Genomic DNA, 17,029 nt, shown 5'->3' with positions numbered 1-17,029 from the left:
CTGCCGCTAGGGACACCCTCCCCTTGCGTCAAGCGCCATGGCACGCCACTTGGGGATCAATCCACTATCAGGCAATTTTCTACGGGACTGACCATGCTGAGAGATGACATCAAGGCCGCCACCATCGCTGCAATGAAGGCCGGCGACAAGGAACGCACCGCCGCGCTGCGGCTGATCGGGGCCAAGATCAAGGATCGCGATATCGAACTGCGCACTTCTTCCAAGGAAATCCCGGATGATGACCTGGTGGTTGAGGTGCTCCAGAAAATGGTCAAGCAGCGCAACGACTCCATCAAGATGTACGAGGACGGTGGCCGCCAGGAACTGGCCGACAAGGAGAAGGCCGAAGTCGCCGTGATCGAGGAATTCCTCCCCGCCATGATGAACGAGGACGAGACCAGGGCCGCGATCGAAGCGATAAAGGCCGAACTCGGCGCCGACGGCATGAAGGACATGGGCCGCGTAATGGGCGAGCTCAAGGCACGCCATGGTTCACAACTCGACATGGGCAAGGCCAGCGGGCTGGTGAAGGCGGCGCTGTCTTAACTCTCCCCTCCCGCTTGCGGGAGGGGCTGGGGGAGGGAATGTAAGCGATGCCAGTTGGCCCGCCTCCATTCGAAGACAAGGGCTACAAGCGGCCAACCCTCCGCTCGCGAGAGCTGCGAATGAATGCGACCGAACCAGAGCGGGTCCTGTGGCAACATTTGCGAAGCCGCCAACTGGCGGGCGTGCGGTTCAATCGCCAATTTCCGATCGGACAGTTCATTTGCGACTTCGTTGCCCGAGGTCCGCGCCTTGTCATTGAATTGGATGGAGGAACCCATGCTTCCGACGAAGCGCATGAGGCCGATGCGTGTCGGACCAGATTCCTCCATGCACAGGGCTACACCGTCATTCGCTTTTGGAATCACGAGGTCATGGATAATGTGGAAGGCGTGTTACGGCGGATTGAGCAGACCCTGGCTGACATGCCCTCCCCCAGCCCCTCCCGCAAGAGGGAGGGGAGTTTGTGGAGTCCGTCTCGCCGTGAGCGAGCGGACAAATGCTGAGTCCCCAATGGCTTGACGAATTGCGCGCACGGGTGACGCTCTCCAGCGTCATCATGCGCACGACCAAGCTGCAGCGGGCCGGGCGCGAGTGGAAAGCGTGTTGCCCTTTCCACAACGAGAAGAGCCCCAGCTTCACCGTTTCCGACGAAAAGGGCTTCTACCACTGCTTCGGCTGCGGGGCGCATGGCGACGTCATCCGCTGGATGACCGACCAGCGCGGCCTGCAGTTCATGGATGCGGTGAAAGAGCTGGCGCAGGAAGCCGGGATGGAAGTCCCTGCCGCGGATCCCCGCGCGGCGAAGCAGGCGGAAAAGCGCGCCAGCCTGATCGACGTGACGGAAGCGGCGCAGGATTGGTTTGTCCGGGAACTTCGCAGTGATGGAGGAGCCAAAGCGCGCGACTATCTTGCCTCACGCGGTTTCTCGGATGCGATCGTGCGTGAATTCGGTTTTGGTTTTGCGCCGGATAACAAGCAGGCAATCAAGAATGCGCTGGCATTCGACGAGCAGATGCTGGTCGAAAGCGGGATGCGGATCGAAACTGACGACGGCAACCATTACGATCGCTTTCGCGACCGCCTGATGCTGCCGATCCAGGATGCGCGCGGACGCGTGATCGCTTTCGGTGGCCGTATCCTCGACAAGCGCGACGGCGTAGCCAAGTACCTCAACTCGCCCGACACCCCGTTGTTCGACAAGGGCCGAACCCTCTATAACCTCCACCGCGCAGGCCCTGCCTCCCGCCAGACCGGGCGGATGGTGGTGGTCGAGGGCTATATGGACGTGATCGCCCTCGCCAATGCCGGGATCGAGGATGCGGTGGCTCCGCTGGGAACAGCCCTGACCGAGCGCCAGATAGAGATGCTGTGGCGGATGGTTGAACGACCCATCCTGTGTTTCGACGGTGACGCCGCAGGCCAGAAGGCGGCGATGCGGGCAATCCAGCGCGCCCTGCCGCTGCTGCGTCCGGCGCATTCGCTGGCGATTGTGCGCTTGCCCAGCGGGCTCGACCCCGACGACCTGATCAAACAGCGTGGCGCGAAGGCGATGGAAGAGATACTCTCCGAGCCAGCCGGCCTGCTCGACACCCTGTGGGAATTCGAGCGCGATGCGCAACCGCTCGACAGCCCAGAAGCCAAGGCCGGGCTCAAGGCGCGGCTGCTGGTGCATGTCGATGCTATCGCCGATCCGGACATCAAGGCCTTGTATCGCCGCGAGCTGCTGGATCGGTTCTCGGCCTTCGCTTTTCCGCAGCGCGAGCGCCAGCCGTGGAAGCCCGAAGGCTTCCGCGGACAGCAACGCCCCGTTGCCAAGGTCGATCCTGCCGCTTTGAAGCGATTGCAGCAGCTGGTTTCCGGACAAGGTCGGGATCGATTGACTGCTGCCGTTGTGGCCGGGCTCATGCGGCATCCGAGCCAGCTCGAACGGCACGAGGAGGCCTTGGCAGAAGCTGCCGAGCGTGACGCGAATATCGCGGCTGCGATAAATCCGTTGCTCGACATGGCAGAAATGCTTGAAGACGGCGGCGAATTGCCCATATCAGGCAGCAGCGGCCAACTTGCGCCCCCGGACCTAAGTCATTTTTCCTTCCTTAGAGAAGGCACCGAGACCGAGGATGCGCGCGAAGACCTGGCTGAAGCCGTATCGTTGCTGGTCGAAAGACCTGCGCTGGAAGCTGCCCTCGCCGCAGCCACCGCGCGGTTCGAAACCGACCCGGAAGGTGCTTTCGCCGAACAGCAGAGGCTGTTGAAGCGAAAGCTGGATTTCGAAGCGCGACTCGGCCAAATGACGAGTTTGAAGGCTGCACGCGCCAATGCGGGCTCGCCACAGGATTTAGGCCCTTCGCGCAAACCGGAAACGGCGGGCGAACAGGAAACGGACTGAAACGGGATTTATGGCTTCCAAGACCAAGACAGCCGAAAAAGACGACGCGCCGCTGATCGATCTCAACGAAGCGTCGATCAAGAAGCTCATCACCAAGGCCAAGCGCAAGGGCTATGTCACTTATGACGAGCTCAATGAAGCGCTCCCTTCGGGCGAAATGAGCCCCGACCAGATCGAGGACATCCAGACCGCGCTGTCGGAAATGGGCGTGCAGATCGTCGAGAACGACGAGGAAGCCGAAGCCGAGGCTGAGCAGGAAAACGAAGTCGAGGAAATCTCGACCGACGACAAGAAGGAAGCCAAGAAACCGGCGGCTGCAGCCAAGAAAACTGCAACCGGTGACCGGACCGACGATCCGGTGCGCATGTACCTGCGTGAGATGGGCGCGGTCGAGCTGCTTAGCCGCGAAGGCGAAATCGCTATTGCCAAGCGCATTGAGGCCGGTCGCGACACCATGATCATCGGCCTGTGCGAAAGCCCGATCACTTTCCACGCCATTATCCAGTGGTCCGAAGCACTCAATAATGAGGAAATGCAGCTGCGCGAGATCCTCGATCTCGATGCGATGCTTTCCAAGGAGCCTCCCGCCGAGAAGCTCGAAGAAGGTGCCGAGGACGATGACGACGGCGAAATCTCGGAGGAGAACACCGGACCAACCATTGTCGACGATGAAGACGACGATGACGAAGATGATAGCGAAGACGAAGACGGCGAAGAGGGCGAAGGCAAGAGCCGCGACGACGATGATGACGAAGACAACACCATGTCTTTGGCTCAGATGGAAGCTGCCCTGAAGCCCGACGCCATCGAACGGTTTGCGCGCATCACCGACCTGTTCAAGAAATTCGAGAAGCTGCAGGCAGAGCGTGTCGAAACGCTGGCCCGGGGTGAAACGTTACCCAAGGCGAAGGAAGCCAAATACGAAAAGCTCGGCGAGGAGCTCACCTCGGAAGTGGAAAGCATGCAGTTCCATGCGACCAAGATCGAATTCCTGGTCGACAATCTCTATGCCTTCAACCGGCGCCTTACGGCGCTTGGCGGGCAGATGCTGCGCCTGGCCGAACGACACAAGGTGAAGCGCCTGGACTTCCTCAATGCCTATATCGGCAATGAGCTCGATGAAGACTGGCTCAAGGCCAACGCAAAGAAGGACAAGAAGTGGGCTGCCTTCGCAGAGAAGGAAGCCGATGCGATCGATCGTATCCGTGCCGAGATTGCCGACATCGCCAGCCAGACCGGCATGGCTTTGCCGGAATTCCGCCGCATCGTGAACATGGTGCAGAAGGGCGAACGTGAAGCGCGCATAGCCAAGAAGGAAATGGTCGAGGCGAACCTGCGTCTGGTCATCTCGATCGCCAAGAAATACACCAACCGCGGCCTGCAATTCCTTGATCTCATTCAGGAAGGCAACATCGGCCTGATGAAGGCGGTCGACAAGTTCGAATACCGCCGCGGCTACAAGTTCAGCACCTATGCCACCTGGTGGATCCGTCAGGCGATCACCCGCTCGATTGCCGACCAGGCCCGCACCATCCGCATCCCGGTGCACATGATCGAGACGATCAACAAGCTCGTCCGCACCAGCCGCCAGTTCCTCCACGAACAAGGCCGCGAGCCAACGCCGGAGGAAATGGCCGAACGCCTCTCCATGCCGTTGGAGAAGGTCCGCAAGGTGATGAAGATCGCCAAGGAACCGATCTCCCTCGAAACGCCGATCGGCGATGAGGAAGACAGTCATCTGGGCGACTTTATTGAGGATAAGAACGCCATTATCCCGGTCGATGCCGCGATCCAGGCCAACCTCAAGGAGACGGTTACTCGCGTGCTCGCCTCACTCACCCCGCGTGAGGAGCGCGTACTGCGCATGCGCTTTGGTATCGGCATGAACACCGATCACACGCTCGAGGAAGTAGGCCAGCAATTCTCGGTGACCCGCGAACGCATTCGCCAGATCGAGGCCAAAGCGCTTAGGAAGCTCAAGCACCCAAGCCGGAGCCGCAAGATGCGGAGCTTCCTGGATCAGTAACAGGGGGCATTGGTGGCAGAGCAAGAAGACGCGCCGCGAGACGGACGCTCAAATGCGAGCAAGTTCGACATCCAGCAGAAATACCTGGATTTTTTTGGTCGACTAGCCTGGCCTGCAACTGCCGGCATCCTGTTGTTCCTGTTCTATTCGCCCATTTATGGGTTCGTGGAGCGTATGTCGGCGCAGGATGCCCAGCGCGTGTCGATCGGCTCGTTCAATGTCGAGTTCAACGGCAGCGAAGCAGCAAGGATGCCCGAGCTGGATGCCACTATTGCAGCGAAACTCGCTTCTCTCGATAACGACGAGCGAGAAACCCTGTTGGCCATCGGTGAACTCTACCCGCTGGAAAACATGTGCACGCTCACTGGTTTCGAAGCGGCCATCAGGCGTGCGAACCGGGAGACAGCCGACTTTGTCGCTGCGCGACTGGATGAACTGGAGGCTCGCCGCCGCCTGCTGGGTTCGCTGGACTCACTTGAGGCGATGAACCTCGTCCGCAGCCAGAGGGTACCTATCGCCAGTACGGACAAGTTCTGCGAAGGATCCTACGGCAGATCATATTCCCTGACGGATGAAGGCAAACAGGCACGGCGCTACTATCTGGATCTGACCTCGCGCACGATCAATTTCGCTACTGCGGAAGAGGGCGACTAGGCTCGCAGCAGGTGGGCTGGACTTAGCAAGTGCGGGCTGGCAGATGTCGGGTCGGGAGAGGATCGAGCGCCATCTAGTCGGGGAAGCCTTTCCATGTCCGTTATCGCCATCGTCAGCCAAAAAGGCGGGTCCGGGAAGACCACCCTTGCCCTGCATCTTGCTGCTAGCTCCACGCAGGGCAAACTGCCTGCATGTATTATCGATACCGATCCCCAGGCCACAGCCGCTGCGTGGGGTGACTGGCGCGGGGACTTCCTCCCGATCGTGGTCACCAGCCCCCCGGCACGGCTAGGCAAGACGATCGAGCGAGCCCGAAAGCAGGATGATGTCGAGATTGTCGTGATTGATACCCCGCCGCATGCCGAAGCGGCCATGCGCGAAGCGATCAAGGCGGCCGACCTCGTCCTGATCCCTTCGCGTCCACGCGCTTTCGACCTGCACGCGCTTGAAGGCGTAGCCGACATGCTGCAGCATTCAGGCAAGCCCGCTTTTGTCGTCCTCAATGCGGTTCCATCGGGTGCCACCAGGCAGATTGCCGAAGCAACCGAAGCCGCCAAGCAACTGGGCCTTGAGGTTTGCCCCGTAACCTTCGGCGAACGCGCAGATTTCCATAAATCTTCAGCCAAGGGAGAGGTCGCTGCGGAGATCGATTCCGGCGGCAAGGCGGCCAAGGAGGCTAAGAAGCTGTGGAAGTGGGTGAAGAAGCAGCTCGGCTAGCCGATCAGGCTGGGATTACGTCGAACACCATCGATGTACGTACCGGATCAACACCTGTCGGAATGACATCGTGGAAGAAATGCGCCGGGAAGATGGTCAGTTGACCCGGTTGCGCAGGAACTCTGCGCTCACCCCAGCATGCCTTGTGACCTCCACTAAACTTCTCCACTGCACCGATTTGCAGGTCACCACGCCCATCCTTCGCTACGAGTACCGCTTCGGGTACATCCACATGGTAGACAATCGAAAAGAGCGAGGTGCGATGGATATGCTGCCCGGCTGTTCCGCCCGCCCGCACCATGGTTACGCCGCTACGAAGACGCACGGGGGGCAGTTGCGAGGGCAACCAGTGGCCGAGCCCCCGTTTCGAAGCCTCCTGCACGTAGGAATCCACGGCAGTCTTCACGATAGATCGCAACTCGACTAATGCGCTGCATTCAGGCGGCGGCAGATGAACTTCGTTGATCAGCGTAAAATCGGGTGACGGATCAAGCAGGAGGCGTCCCTCGGTGGCCAAACGAGCATTGAAATCGACCAGATCGCCCGATTGTCTACCTTCGATTGAGGCTACCGCCACATGGCGATCGAGATCGACCAGGGCACAGGCGGCGTCGCGATCGCCTGTCATTGAATACGCGATGGCACGGATCGCCCTCAGCACCGTGTTGTCGCCATGGGTATCACTGGCAAGAGAGCAGTACCTCAATACCTCAGCCCCATCACCCGCACGCACCAGCAGGCGCAGCGCGCCGAACAGCGAATGGATATCGCCGGTTCGCTGGAACTCCCGGTCAAAAACTTCGATTGATGCTGCGTGTTGCCCAAGCGCCGCCAGCGCCCTCGCCTTGCACATGAAGAGGCGGGGTTCATCCACGCCAAGCTCTTCGCCACGTTGGCACGCCTGCAATGCCTCCGCGGCTCGCCTCAAAGCGAGGTAACTCGAGCTTAGTGCTGACCAGTTGACATAGGCGCCCTCACCCCTCGCGATCATGGCTTCGAAACCGTCTACGGCCTCGGCATGCCGGCCCTGTCGCATTGCCTCTCGGATGCGGAACAGTTCCGACTGGATACGCTCGGGCAGGTCATCACCGGAATCGGCGGATCGAAGCACGCTCTCTTCTGGCGATCCGGATGGTTCAACCCATTGCATTACCTACCTGTGCGCCGACGATTTGCGCTAGGCAAGCCTCTCCATCCCGGCCGTTGCACCCGCTTGAGGAAAGACCGCGATCAGGGGTGGAGGGAATCACCCGCCTCCCCTATGGCGCGCGCATGCGTATCGCCCTTGCATCCGACCATGCAGCCGTGGACCTGAAGGCCGAGCTGCGCGACTGGTTGATCGAACAGGGTCACGAGGTCGCTGACCTCGGCCCCGAGACCGCCGACAGCGTCGACTACCCCGACTATGGCTACAGGCTGGCCTCGGTCGTAGCCGATGGCACCGCCGAACGCGGAATAGCCCTGTGCGGCAGTGGGATCGGGATCTCGATTTCCGTCAACCGCAACACGGCCGTCCGCTGCGCGCTAGTGTCGGAACCGCTGTCCGCTGCCCTGTGCCGCGAACATAATGACGCGAACTGCATCGCCATCGGCGCTCGCCTGACAGGCAGCGACATGGCCAAGGCCTGCGTCACTGCGTTCCTGGAAACCGAATTCGCCGGTGGCCGCCACCAGCGCCGCGTCGATAAACTCTCCAATCCCCCAGAAACGGGAACACTTTGAGCATGAGCACCGCCGAACAGACCACCGCCGACATCATGCACCGTTTCTGGCACGACAGCCTGGCAGACGCCGATCCCGAAGTGGCAGACGCAGTTGCCAAGGAGCTGAAGCGCCAGCAGGACAAGATCGAGCTGATCGCCAGCGAGAACATCGCCAGCAAGGCTGTGCTGGAAGCCGCCGGTAGCGTCTTTACCAACAAATATGCCGAGGGCTATCCGGGCAAGCGCTACTACGGCGGCTGTGACTATGCCGACGTGGTCGAAACACTTGCGATCGAGCGGGCCAAGCAGCTGTTCGGGTGCAATTTTGCCAATGTGCAGCCCAATTCGGGCTCGCAGATGAACCAGGCCGTGTTCCTCGCCCTGCTCAACCCCGGCGATACCTTCATGGGTCTCGACTTGAATTCGGGCGGACACCTGACTCACGGCTCGCCAGTCAACATGAGCGGCAAGTGGTTCAACCCGGTTGCCTATGGCGTGCGCAAGGATGACGAGCGCATCGACATGGACGAAGTCATGGCGATCGCCAAGGAGCACAAGCCGAAGCTGATCATCGCCGGCGGCACCGCCTATTCGCGGGTGTGGGACTGGGAAGCCTTCCGCAAGGTAGCCGACGAAGTAGGTGCCTACCTGATGGTCGACATGAGCCATATTTCGGGGCTCGTCGCGGGCGGCGCGCATCCCTCGCCCTTCCCGCATGCCCATGTCGTCACCACCACTACACACAAGAGCCTGCGCGGCCCGCGTTCAGGCGTGATCCTGTGGGATGACGAGGAACTGACCAAGCCGCTCAACATGGCGGTATTCCCGGGCCTGCAAGGCGGCCCGCTTATGCACATCGTCGCGGCCAAGGCAGTTGCCTTCCGCGAGGCGCTACGGCCCGAATTCAAGGCCTATGCCCGCGCTGTGGTCGAAAACGCCCGTGCGCTTGCAGCCAGCTTGGAAGAGCATGGCCTGCGGATCGTCTCCGGTGGGACTGACAATCACTCCATGCTGGTCGACCTCACGTCCAAGGATGTGACCGGCAAGGATGCCGAGAAGGGCCTCGATCGCGCCTGGCTAACCTGCAACAAGAACGGCATCCCCTACGATACCCGCAGCCCATTCGTTACCAGTGGCGTACGCCTCGGCACCCCGGCGGGCACCACCCGCGGTTTCGGTCCGGCAGAGTTCCGCAAGGTCGGTGCCCTGATAGCGGAAGTGGTCGACGGTTTGTCGAAGAATGGCCCCGAAGGTGATGCCCAGGTCGAAGAAAGTGTCCGCCGGCGAGTAAGTGAGCTATGCTCGCAATTCCCCGTTTACCCCCAGGGCTGAAGAGACTGATATGCCTAACGATGAACCCGAAGAACCCCGCGCGCAGGATCATGACCTGCTGCCCGATGCCAAGGCCGAGCTGCAAGGCATGCTCAAGGAAGGCATGCACCACCCCTCGACCAAACCGGTCCTGACCGGCGCAGCCGTTGGGGCCGTGGCCGGGTGGATACTGCCGGTGGTTGGACCGATTATCGGCGGTGTCGCCGGTGCCGGTGTGATGCTCTACAAACGGCTTCGCCCCTGAATGCGCTGTCCTTTCTGTGCGCATGACGACAGCCAGGTAAAGGATTCGCGGCCCGCAGAGGATAACGCCGCGATCCGTCGCCGGCGCCAGTGTTCCAGCTGCGGTGCACGCTTCACCACTTTCGAACGCGTGCAACTGCGCGACGTCACCGTGGTCAAGTCGGGCGACCGACGTGAACCCTTCGAACGTGCCAAGCTGGAGCAATCGGTTTCCCTGGCTTGTCGCAAGCGTGGCGTAACGCAGGAACAGATCGACCAGCTCGTATCCGGCATCCAGCGACAGGTGGAAACTGCCGGAGATAATGAGATGCCATCAGCCCGGATCGGGGAGATGGTGATGGACGGCCTGCGACAGATCGACAGCGTGGCCTATATTCGTTTCGCCAGCGTCTATCGCGATTTCAGCGAGGCGCGAGACTTTGAAGAATTTGCCAGTACCGTGCAGGAAGCGGCAGCGGGGAAAGAGTGAACTTGGCGGGGAAACCGATCATCGTCCTCGTTCGCCCCCAGCTGGGCGAGAATATCGGCAAGGCAGCCCGCGCCATGCGAAACTTCGGGTTGACCGAGTTGCGCCTGGTAGCACCGCGGGATGGCTGGCCCAATCCCGATGCCGGCCCGTCGGCCGCCGGTGCCGATGATGTACTAGTGGCCGCGCAAGTGTATGAGACAACGGCTGAAGCTGTTGCGGATTGCGCGAATATCTATGCCACGACAGTGCGTAAACGAGGCGTGACCAAGCCTGTCGCCACTCCGGAGGAAGCTGCGAAGGCTATCCACACCGAACCGGGCCGGTCGGCGATCCTGTTCGGACCCGAAAGATCAGGTCTCGAGACAGATGATGTCGCACTCGCCCGCGCTATTTTGACCGTGCCGATCGACCCCGATTTCGGCTCGCTCAACCTCGCGCAGGCGGTCATCCTGTGTGCATACGAGTGGTCAAAGGGTGCACAATTGGTTCAACCAACACAAGAAGAGCTCATGCCGCCCGCCCCGCAGGCAGAGCTTGACGGATTGGTCGACCATCTCGAGCGCATGTTGCGGCCGAAAGGCTATTTCATGCCCGCATCGCGCGAAGCGGCTACGCGGCTTACCTTGCGCAACGTTCTCACCAAGCCTGGTTGGAATCATCTTGAGATTCGGACCTTGCGAGGAGTCCTGTCATCGTTGCAGCGATCCGACCGGGAACGCCCCGACCCAGATGACGTTTGTGCGCAAGACACCTAATAGTCCCCCTCCCCCAACCCCAACCTAGGATCATCCCGATGTTTACGACCGTGGTCGCCATGCTGCTTCTAGGCAGTGCCCAACCCGATGCAGTTGCTGAGAAACCAGAAGTCGAAGCTCAGCCGCAGGTCGAAGAGCGGACTGAAAGCGCAAAGATCTGTCGCTATATCCGCGAAGACATGAATAGCCGGCGCAAGAAGAAGGTCTGCCTGACGAAGGAGCAGTGGCAGGACGCCAACCAGGGCAACTGAGCGGATCTCCTCGGGTAATGTAATGCCTTCAATGGTTCAGGAAAATGTCATCATTGCAACGCTTTAATCGCGGCAAGGGGACATGACCGACGAAGGGGAAAACCTATGCTCACTGCCATTATCCTAGCTGGTAGCCTGCCACTCGTTACCATCAACGCTGACGATGGCCGGCTTGCGGCAGACAAGACATTCGTGTCCGAGAAGGCGGAGATGGTGCTTGCAGGCCAGACTGAGGGCGAAGTTCTCTGCCTTGATCGGCCGAGCGACGGCAGCATCTGCATCACTCGCAAGGAATGGAGCAAGGCGGTGACGATGGCCAATGCGCAGCCGAACCTGCGGCACCTTGGTCAACTGCTGGCTCGCCAAGTTGCCTTCTAGATTCAGCGGCGGTTCTGCTTGACTTGAGGCGTCCGGGCGTTATTGGGCGCCCTTCACTTCGGCACCGCGCTACTTGCGCGCCCGATTGGCCCCGCACCCCGGTGAAGCGGTGGCCGCGCCCGGCATAATAGGCCGGGTGGTGCGCACCGGGTTCGATGGGTTCGCACACGGCGGACCTGAGCAAATTGAAGGAAAGACTTATGTCGAAGCGCAAGAGCGCCAAGTACAAACTTGACCGTCGTATGGGCGAAAACATCTGGGGTCGCCCGAATTCCCCCGTCAACAAGCGTTCCTACGGCCCGGGCCAGCACGGCCAGCGCCGCAAGGGCAAGATGAGCGACTTCGGCCTGCAGCTGCGCGCCAAGCAGAAGCTCAAGGGCTATTACGGCGATGTGACGGAAAAGCAGTTCCGCCGCACCTATGCCGAAGCCAGCCGCATGAAGGGTGACACCGGTCAGAACCTGATCGGCCTGCTTGAGCAGCGTCTCGACATGGTCGTCTACCGCGCCAAGTTTGCGCCGACCGTCTTTGCCGCTCGCCAGATCGTCAACCACGGCCACATCTACCTGAACGGCGTGAAGACCAACATCCCTAGCGCACGCGTCAAGGTCGGCGACGTCGTCAGCCTCGGCAACAAGGCCAAGGAAATGGCTCTCGTCATCGAAGCGCAGAGCCTGCCCGAGCGGGACATTCCGGACTACGTCGCTCCTGACGGCAACGACAAGGTGACCTTCACCCGCGTGCCCAAGCTCGACGAAGTGCCTTACCCGGTCACCATGGAACCGAACCTCGTGGTCGAGTTCTACTCGCGCTAACGTTTGACCATTGCGAATACGAAGAGGGCGGCCAGAAACGGCCGCCCTTTTTGTTTGTTGCACAAGCTGTCATGATGCGCGCACAGGCAGGAGATGACGATGCGTGTGGTCTTGATCGACGGTCACCCTGATGAGAGCCGGCTAACGTCTGCATTGCTTGATATCTACGAGGCTGCGCTCCCGTCTGGATCCGACATTGTACGAATTGCGGTGCGCGACCTCGATTTCACGCCCAACCTGCGGTTCGGCTACGCCAGGCGAACGCCCTGGGAACCCGATATCTCACGACTGGCTGAAGAGCTTGATGCCTGTGACCATCTCGTCGTTTGCTTCCCGATGTGGTGGGGTGCCGAACCCGCCATCGTCAAAGGGTTGCTCGATCGTTTGCTTCTGCCTGGTTTCACGTTTGCCTATCATAGCGATGACCCGTGGTGGGACCGGCTGATGGCGGGGCGTTCGGCTGATGCCATTATCACCATGGACACGCCGCGGATCTTCCTGCGTTTTGCCTATGGCGATTCCATCGTTCGCCGTTGGCGCAAGCAGGTGCTCGACTTTTGCGGTTTCAAGCCTGCGCGCGTACTGCCACTGGGCCCGGTCAAACAGGGCTCGGCCGAGAAGAACTGGGTCAAATGGACCGCTAAGATCGAAAAGCTGGCGCGAACAGCCGGACCTAGCAAGCCCCAGGAAAAAGCTGCCCGCTTGGAAGGTTTCCTCCAGCAGTCAAAGGCAGCTTCGACCAGCGCCTAAGTCAGCTTTCCAGGCTCCGTTCGAGGAATTCCCCGATCCTCTTTAGCATCCTTGCACGCGCCTTGCTATCTTTCAGGCTGTGCTCCAAATCCTTGAACTCGACATAGTCGACGCGTTTGCCCGCATCTTCCAGACGGTCCTTCATCAAGCGTGACTGACGAACTTCGACATTTTGGTCGAGCGTGCCGTGGACCAGCAAAACCGGCGCGGAAAAACCCTTGGCGTGGCGCGCAGGACTGCCTGCTGCGACATGGTCGCCACGCCCGATAAACTCGTCCACCAGCTCGAAATTGCGATAGGCTCTCGCTTCCTCTCGCAAGTAATCGAGATCGGTAACCGGCGCGATCGCTACCACAGCTTTGTACAGTGAAGGGTCAAGCACTTGTGATTGCAACGCTGCGTAGCCGCCATAGGACCATCCAGCGATAGCCAGCTTTGACGGGTCCGCGATACCTTGCGACACAAGCCATCTTCCTGCGTCATTCACATCACCAACGGCGGTTTCCCATGCCTGGAAGCCGTTGCGCCCAAACCAGTCTTCCCCGTAGCCGGCAGAGCCGCGAAAGTTGGGCTGAAGCACGGCATAGCCGCGAGCCGCAAAGAACTGGACCAGCCAGTCGAAACCCCATTCGTCACGTGCACCGGGCCCGCCATGCGGCAGGACGACCGCAGGAAGGTTCTTGCCTTCGGAACCTGGCGGCAAGGTAAGATAGCCGGGGATCATAGTACCATCGGCGGCGGGAAAGCTCACCGGTTGCATGGCCCCGAGCGATTGATCAACCAGCGCATCGCGCATGGGCAACAGAGGTTCTAGCGTCAGCGCTGTCCGGTCATACAGGTACACCATGCCGGGATCGGTATCGCTCGATGCCACCAGCAGCAGGATGTTCTCGTCAGCACTCGCGCTTACGATATCGACGAGCGGTTTTCCGGGCAGGACTTCTCCCAGTTGCCTGGCGAGTTCGGCCAGCGCCGGATCAAAGTACTGGATAGCCCGTTTCTCCGTGGCGTAGCTGGCACCGACAACGCGGCGCTGGCGACCGATGCGGATCAGGCGGTCGACGTCGACATCGCCCCGCTTCATCAACACCTTGCCCTGCCCGCTTCCGTCAAGCGGGAGCTCGGCAATGGCATCGAATCCGTTGATGGTCGTAAAACCATACGCCAGGTTGCGATCTGCATCGACCGCGACCGGCGTGAAGCGCGCGCCGGGGTTTCCGTCAATCGTGACATCACCGAGCCTGGTCCACGTCTTCTCGCCAATATCGCGATAGAAATAGACGATATCACCCGTCTGGTAGCCATCGTAGGAATCGATCAGTCGCCAGACCCGGATGCGGACATTCCCAAACTGATCGGCCACATAACGCACATTGCGATCGTCCGGCTGTTCGACAGCACGCTTGCGGCCGTTCGATATGTCCACCCGGTCGAGACCCAAGCCCGACTTGTCACTGCCGAAGCGAGAGCCGGTCGTGGCCTCTTCGACATATTGCCGGGTCATCAGGATGCCGTCTTCCTCGCCGGGTAGATCCAGCGCTACAATGGTACCACCATCTTGCACGGTGCCAAACGCGCGCGAGCTCGTTCGTTCGCTCAGCACCTCGACATTGGATCCATCGTCATCGACGGCGAAGAGCCGCGATAGCCCGAGAAGCACTCCATCGGTCCGGACGAGGATACCTTCGATTTCGCACACCAGCCTGGTTTCGGTCGCCCAGTCGCATTGCGTCAGGTCTACATCAGGGCCGGTGTTGTTGAGGATTGTGCGCATGGCCCCGTCGCCGGCAAGATCGACCACGTGGAGGACCTCTTCGTTCGTTGGTCCAGGAGCGATCCAGGCAACCTTGTTGCCAGACGGGGACAGGCTGACGTCCAGCACCGATGATCGGGCGCCAAACTTCTCAGCACTTTCCTGCAGCGTTTCAGCCGATAACTGGACCGTGAGGCCAGCGACCAGAAGCGATGCGGGCCAGCGGACCGCGCGAACGAGTCGCCTCATTGCAGCGAACCCTCGAGGAATTCGCCGATCCTCTTGAGCATTATCCCGCGCGCCTGGCTATGTACGATGTTGTGATCGAGCCCATCGAACTCGAGGTAATCGACACTCTTGCCTGCGCTCTGGAGGCGGTCCTCCATCAGCTTAGACTGTGCCACGCTGGTGTTCTGGTCAAACGTCCCATGGACCAGCAGGACCGGAGCCTTGAACCGGTCGGCATGACGAGCCGGCGAGCCAGCCGCGACGTGGGGCCCGTTACCGATCACGCGGTCCCAGTAGCTATAGCTGGTGTACTTGCGGTTCTCCTCACGCAACAGTTCAAGGTCGGACACGGGCGCAATTGCAACCACTGCCTTGTAAAGGTCCGGATCCACAACTTGCGACTGGAGCGCGGCATAGCCGCCGTAAGACCATCCCACGGCAGCCAGCTTGGTAGGGTCGGCAATGCCTTGAGCTACGAGCCAGCGCCCGGCATCATTCACATCCCCAATAGCGGTATCCCATGCCTGGAAACCATTCTTTCCGAACCAGTCGGAACCGTAACCGGCAGAGCCGCGGAAATTGGGTTGCATCACGGCATAACCGCGCGCCGCGAAGAACTGCACCAGCCAGTCGAACCCCCAAACATCGCGGGAACCGGGGCCGCCGTGCGGCATGACAATGGTTGGCAAGTTCTTCCCATCGCTGCCTGGCGGCAGGGTGAGGTACCCGGGCACTTCCGTGCCGTCGGCTGCGGTATAGGTGATGGGTTTCATCGCTCCCATCTCGCGCCCTACCAAAGGCAAGCGCAGGTCGAGCAACTCGCTCAAAGACCGTGTGTCTTTCTCGAACAGGTAGGCCTTTCCGGGATTGGTATCGCTCGATGCGATGAGGACAAGCTCGTTCTCGTCTGCGCTGGCATCAGCAATGGTGATCTGAGGGTCGCCAGGCAGCGCCTTGGCAAATGCGCCGGCGAGCTTGCTCAGTTCCTCGTCGAAATAGCGAGTGTAAGATTTCTCGGTCGCGAAATTGGCACCGACGACCCGGCGCTGCCGGCCAATCTGTGCAATTCCATCTACGTCGATACCATCGATAGAAAGGACTTCGGTCTTGGTTTCCGTCCCGTCGAGCGAGAAGGCAAATAGCGCGTCATAGCCATCCTTGCGATCAATGCCGTAGACCACATTCTTGGCACTATCGATGGCAAGCGGACGGAAACCGACTTCGAGCGGCCCGGAGGCATCGATGCTGGAAAGCGGCAGCCATTCCTTCGAATCCTTCTTGCGATAGAGGTAGCGATATTCGCTGCCATCATAGCCGCTGGCACGGGTGTCGCCTGCCAGCATGATCCGCACCCGCCCCTCTTCATCGGCCATGTAGGACACTGCGCGCAACGCAGCATCTTCCACAGCGCGTCCCTTGCCGTTGACCACGTCGACGCGATCGACGCCCAGACCTTCCTTGTCGTTGAACAAGCGCGTGTTGCGGCTGTCTTCCTTGATGTAGCGTTTGGTCATCAGGACCTCACCCGGATTACCATTGGCCTCCAACGCAATCACGTCGCCGCCATCCTGCAGGACACCCATGGTCTTGTAGGTCTGCGTTGGTGTGAGCATCTCGGTATCGGATCCGTCTGCTGCGATCGATATCACCCGGGTAAAGCTGAGCAGCAGTCCCCCCGCGTCGGCCGTGCCAAAAATCTCGCACACGATCCGCTCGTCTGTAGCCCATTGGCACCAGCTAAGCCGCGCCGTGGCTTCATTCATGGTGATGATCCCCTTGGGGGCTCCACCGCTTGCCAGGTCAACGACATAGATCGTTTCATCGGACTGGTTGCCGGGCTGGATATAAAGGATCTTGTCCCCAGAGGGTGAGATCGAGATCTCCGCGACCGATTGGCGCGCGCCGAACGCGGCGGCGTCTTCCGCCAGCGTCTGGCCAACCGCCGGTGCAGCCGAAAGTACAGCTGCAATCGCAGCGAGCGAGAACGAAGAACGCATGAACAGACCCTTGTATTCCCCAATCA

The 17,029-nt window shown here is 60.4% G+C and carries 18 protein-coding genes; 15 read left to right on the top strand and 3 right to left on the bottom strand.

The annotated features are described in order from the left end of the window. Positions 1 to 93: 93 nt before the first annotated feature. From QPW08_RS08635 to QPW08_RS08610, 6 genes are all read left to right on the top strand, one after another. Entirely contained in the window at positions 94 to 546 is a 453-nt protein-coding gene (locus QPW08_RS08635; protein ID WP_284125333.1) for a GatB/YqeY domain-containing protein, read from the top strand. 47 nt (positions 547 to 593) lie between these two features. Then, on the top strand, positions 594 to 1,049 hold the full coding sequence (locus QPW08_RS08630) for an endonuclease domain-containing protein (protein ID WP_284125331.1): 456 nt from the start codon (positions 594 to 596) through the stop codon (positions 1,047 to 1,049). Further along, entirely contained in the window at positions 1,043 to 2,932 is a 1,890-nt protein-coding gene (dnaG, locus tag QPW08_RS08625; RefSeq protein ID WP_284125330.1) for a DNA primase, read from the top strand. The genes QPW08_RS08630 and dnaG overlap by 7 nt, the downstream gene beginning before the upstream one ends. Positions 2,933 to 2,942: 10 nt before the next feature. Beyond that, positions 2,943 to 4,958 (top strand): RNA polymerase sigma factor RpoD, encoded by a 2,016-nt coding sequence (gene rpoD / locus QPW08_RS08620; protein WP_284125329.1) that lies wholly within the window; start codon positions 2,943 to 2,945, stop codon positions 4,956 to 4,958. 12 nt (positions 4,959 to 4,970) lie between these two features. Beyond that, positions 4,971 to 5,612, top strand: coding sequence for a hypothetical protein (locus QPW08_RS08615; RefSeq protein WP_284125328.1), 642 nt, complete (start codon positions 4,971 to 4,973; stop codon positions 5,610 to 5,612). Between the two features lie 93 nt (positions 5,613 to 5,705). Further along, on the top strand, positions 5,706 to 6,329 hold the full coding sequence (locus QPW08_RS08610) for a ParA family protein (protein ID WP_284125327.1): 624 nt from the start codon (positions 5,706 to 5,708) through the stop codon (positions 6,327 to 6,329). A 4-nt stretch (positions 6,330 to 6,333) separates the two neighbouring features. Here the strand turns inward: QPW08_RS08610 and QPW08_RS08605 are convergent, their stop codons facing one another. After that, positions 6,334 to 7,479, bottom strand: a complete 1,146-nt coding sequence (locus QPW08_RS08605) for a putative 2OG-Fe(II) oxygenase (protein WP_284125326.1) — start codon at positions 7,477 to 7,479, stop codon at positions 6,334 to 6,336. A gap of 122 nt (positions 7,480 to 7,601) precedes the next feature. On the opposite strand from QPW08_RS08605, the gene rpiB reads away from it, so the two are divergent. The 9 genes from rpiB (at position 7,602) to QPW08_RS08560 (ending at position 13,025) form a co-directional block, all read left to right on the top strand. Further along, positions 7,602 to 8,051: a ribose 5-phosphate isomerase B gene (rpiB, locus tag QPW08_RS08600; protein WP_284125325.1), complete on the top strand. Its 450-nt coding sequence runs from the start codon at positions 7,602 to 7,604 to the stop codon at positions 8,049 to 8,051. 2 nt (positions 8,052 to 8,053) lie between these two features. Beyond that, positions 8,054 to 9,364 carry a serine hydroxymethyltransferase gene (gene glyA / locus QPW08_RS08595; protein ID WP_284125324.1) on the top strand — a complete coding sequence of 437 codons (1,311 nt, stop codon included), beginning with the start codon at positions 8,054 to 8,056 and terminating at the stop codon, positions 9,362 to 9,364. A gap of 10 nt (positions 9,365 to 9,374) precedes the next feature. Further along, complete coding sequence (locus tag QPW08_RS08590; protein ID WP_284125323.1) at positions 9,375 to 9,608, top strand: hypothetical protein; 234 nt, start codon at positions 9,375 to 9,377, stop codon at positions 9,606 to 9,608. Next, a complete protein-coding gene (gene nrdR, locus QPW08_RS08585) occupies positions 9,609 to 10,076 on the top strand; it encodes a transcriptional regulator NrdR (RefSeq protein WP_284125321.1) in 468 nt (155 codons plus the stop codon). It abuts the gene before it with no gap. Next, positions 10,073 to 10,831 carry an RNA methyltransferase gene (locus QPW08_RS08580; protein WP_284125320.1) on the top strand — a complete coding sequence of 253 codons (759 nt, stop codon included), beginning with the start codon at positions 10,073 to 10,075 and terminating at the stop codon, positions 10,829 to 10,831. The genes nrdR and QPW08_RS08580 overlap by 4 nt, the downstream gene beginning before the upstream one ends. Before the next feature lie 38 nt (positions 10,832 to 10,869). Further along, a complete protein-coding gene (locus tag QPW08_RS08575; RefSeq protein WP_284125318.1) occupies positions 10,870 to 11,082 on the top strand; it encodes a hypothetical protein in 213 nt (70 codons plus the stop codon). Positions 11,083 to 11,187: 105 nt separating this feature from the next. Beyond that, positions 11,188 to 11,460 carry a hypothetical protein gene (locus QPW08_RS08570; protein ID WP_284125317.1) on the top strand — a complete coding sequence of 91 codons (273 nt, stop codon included), beginning with the start codon at positions 11,188 to 11,190 and terminating at the stop codon, positions 11,458 to 11,460. 200 nt (positions 11,461 to 11,660) lie between these two features. Continuing rightward, positions 11,661 to 12,275, top strand: coding sequence for a 30S ribosomal protein S4 (gene rpsD, locus QPW08_RS08565; RefSeq protein ID WP_284125316.1), 615 nt, complete (start codon positions 11,661 to 11,663; stop codon positions 12,273 to 12,275). A gap of 99 nt (positions 12,276 to 12,374) precedes the next feature. Continuing rightward, on the top strand, positions 12,375 to 13,025 hold the full coding sequence (locus QPW08_RS08560) for an NAD(P)H-dependent oxidoreductase (RefSeq protein ID WP_284125315.1): 651 nt from the start codon (positions 12,375 to 12,377) through the stop codon (positions 13,023 to 13,025). Position 13,026: 1 nt separating this feature from the next. On the opposite strand, the gene QPW08_RS08555 is transcribed toward QPW08_RS08560, so the two are convergent. After that, a complete protein-coding gene (locus QPW08_RS08555) occupies positions 13,027 to 15,027 on the bottom strand; it encodes an alpha/beta hydrolase family protein (RefSeq protein WP_284125314.1) in 2,001 nt (666 codons plus the stop codon). Then, positions 15,024 to 17,003: an alpha/beta hydrolase family protein gene (locus QPW08_RS08550; protein WP_284125313.1), complete on the bottom strand. Its 1,980-nt coding sequence runs from the start codon at positions 17,001 to 17,003 to the stop codon at positions 15,024 to 15,026. The genes QPW08_RS08555 and QPW08_RS08550 overlap by 4 nt, the downstream gene beginning before the upstream one ends. Positions 17,004 to 17,029 lie beyond the last annotated feature (26 nt).

Source organism: Parerythrobacter aestuarii (genome assembly GCF_030140925.1).
Classification (GTDB): Bacteria; Pseudomonadota; Alphaproteobacteria; order Sphingomonadales; family Sphingomonadaceae; genus Parerythrobacter; species Parerythrobacter aestuarii.
This window is presented reverse-complemented; position numbering and strand designations above follow the sequence as displayed.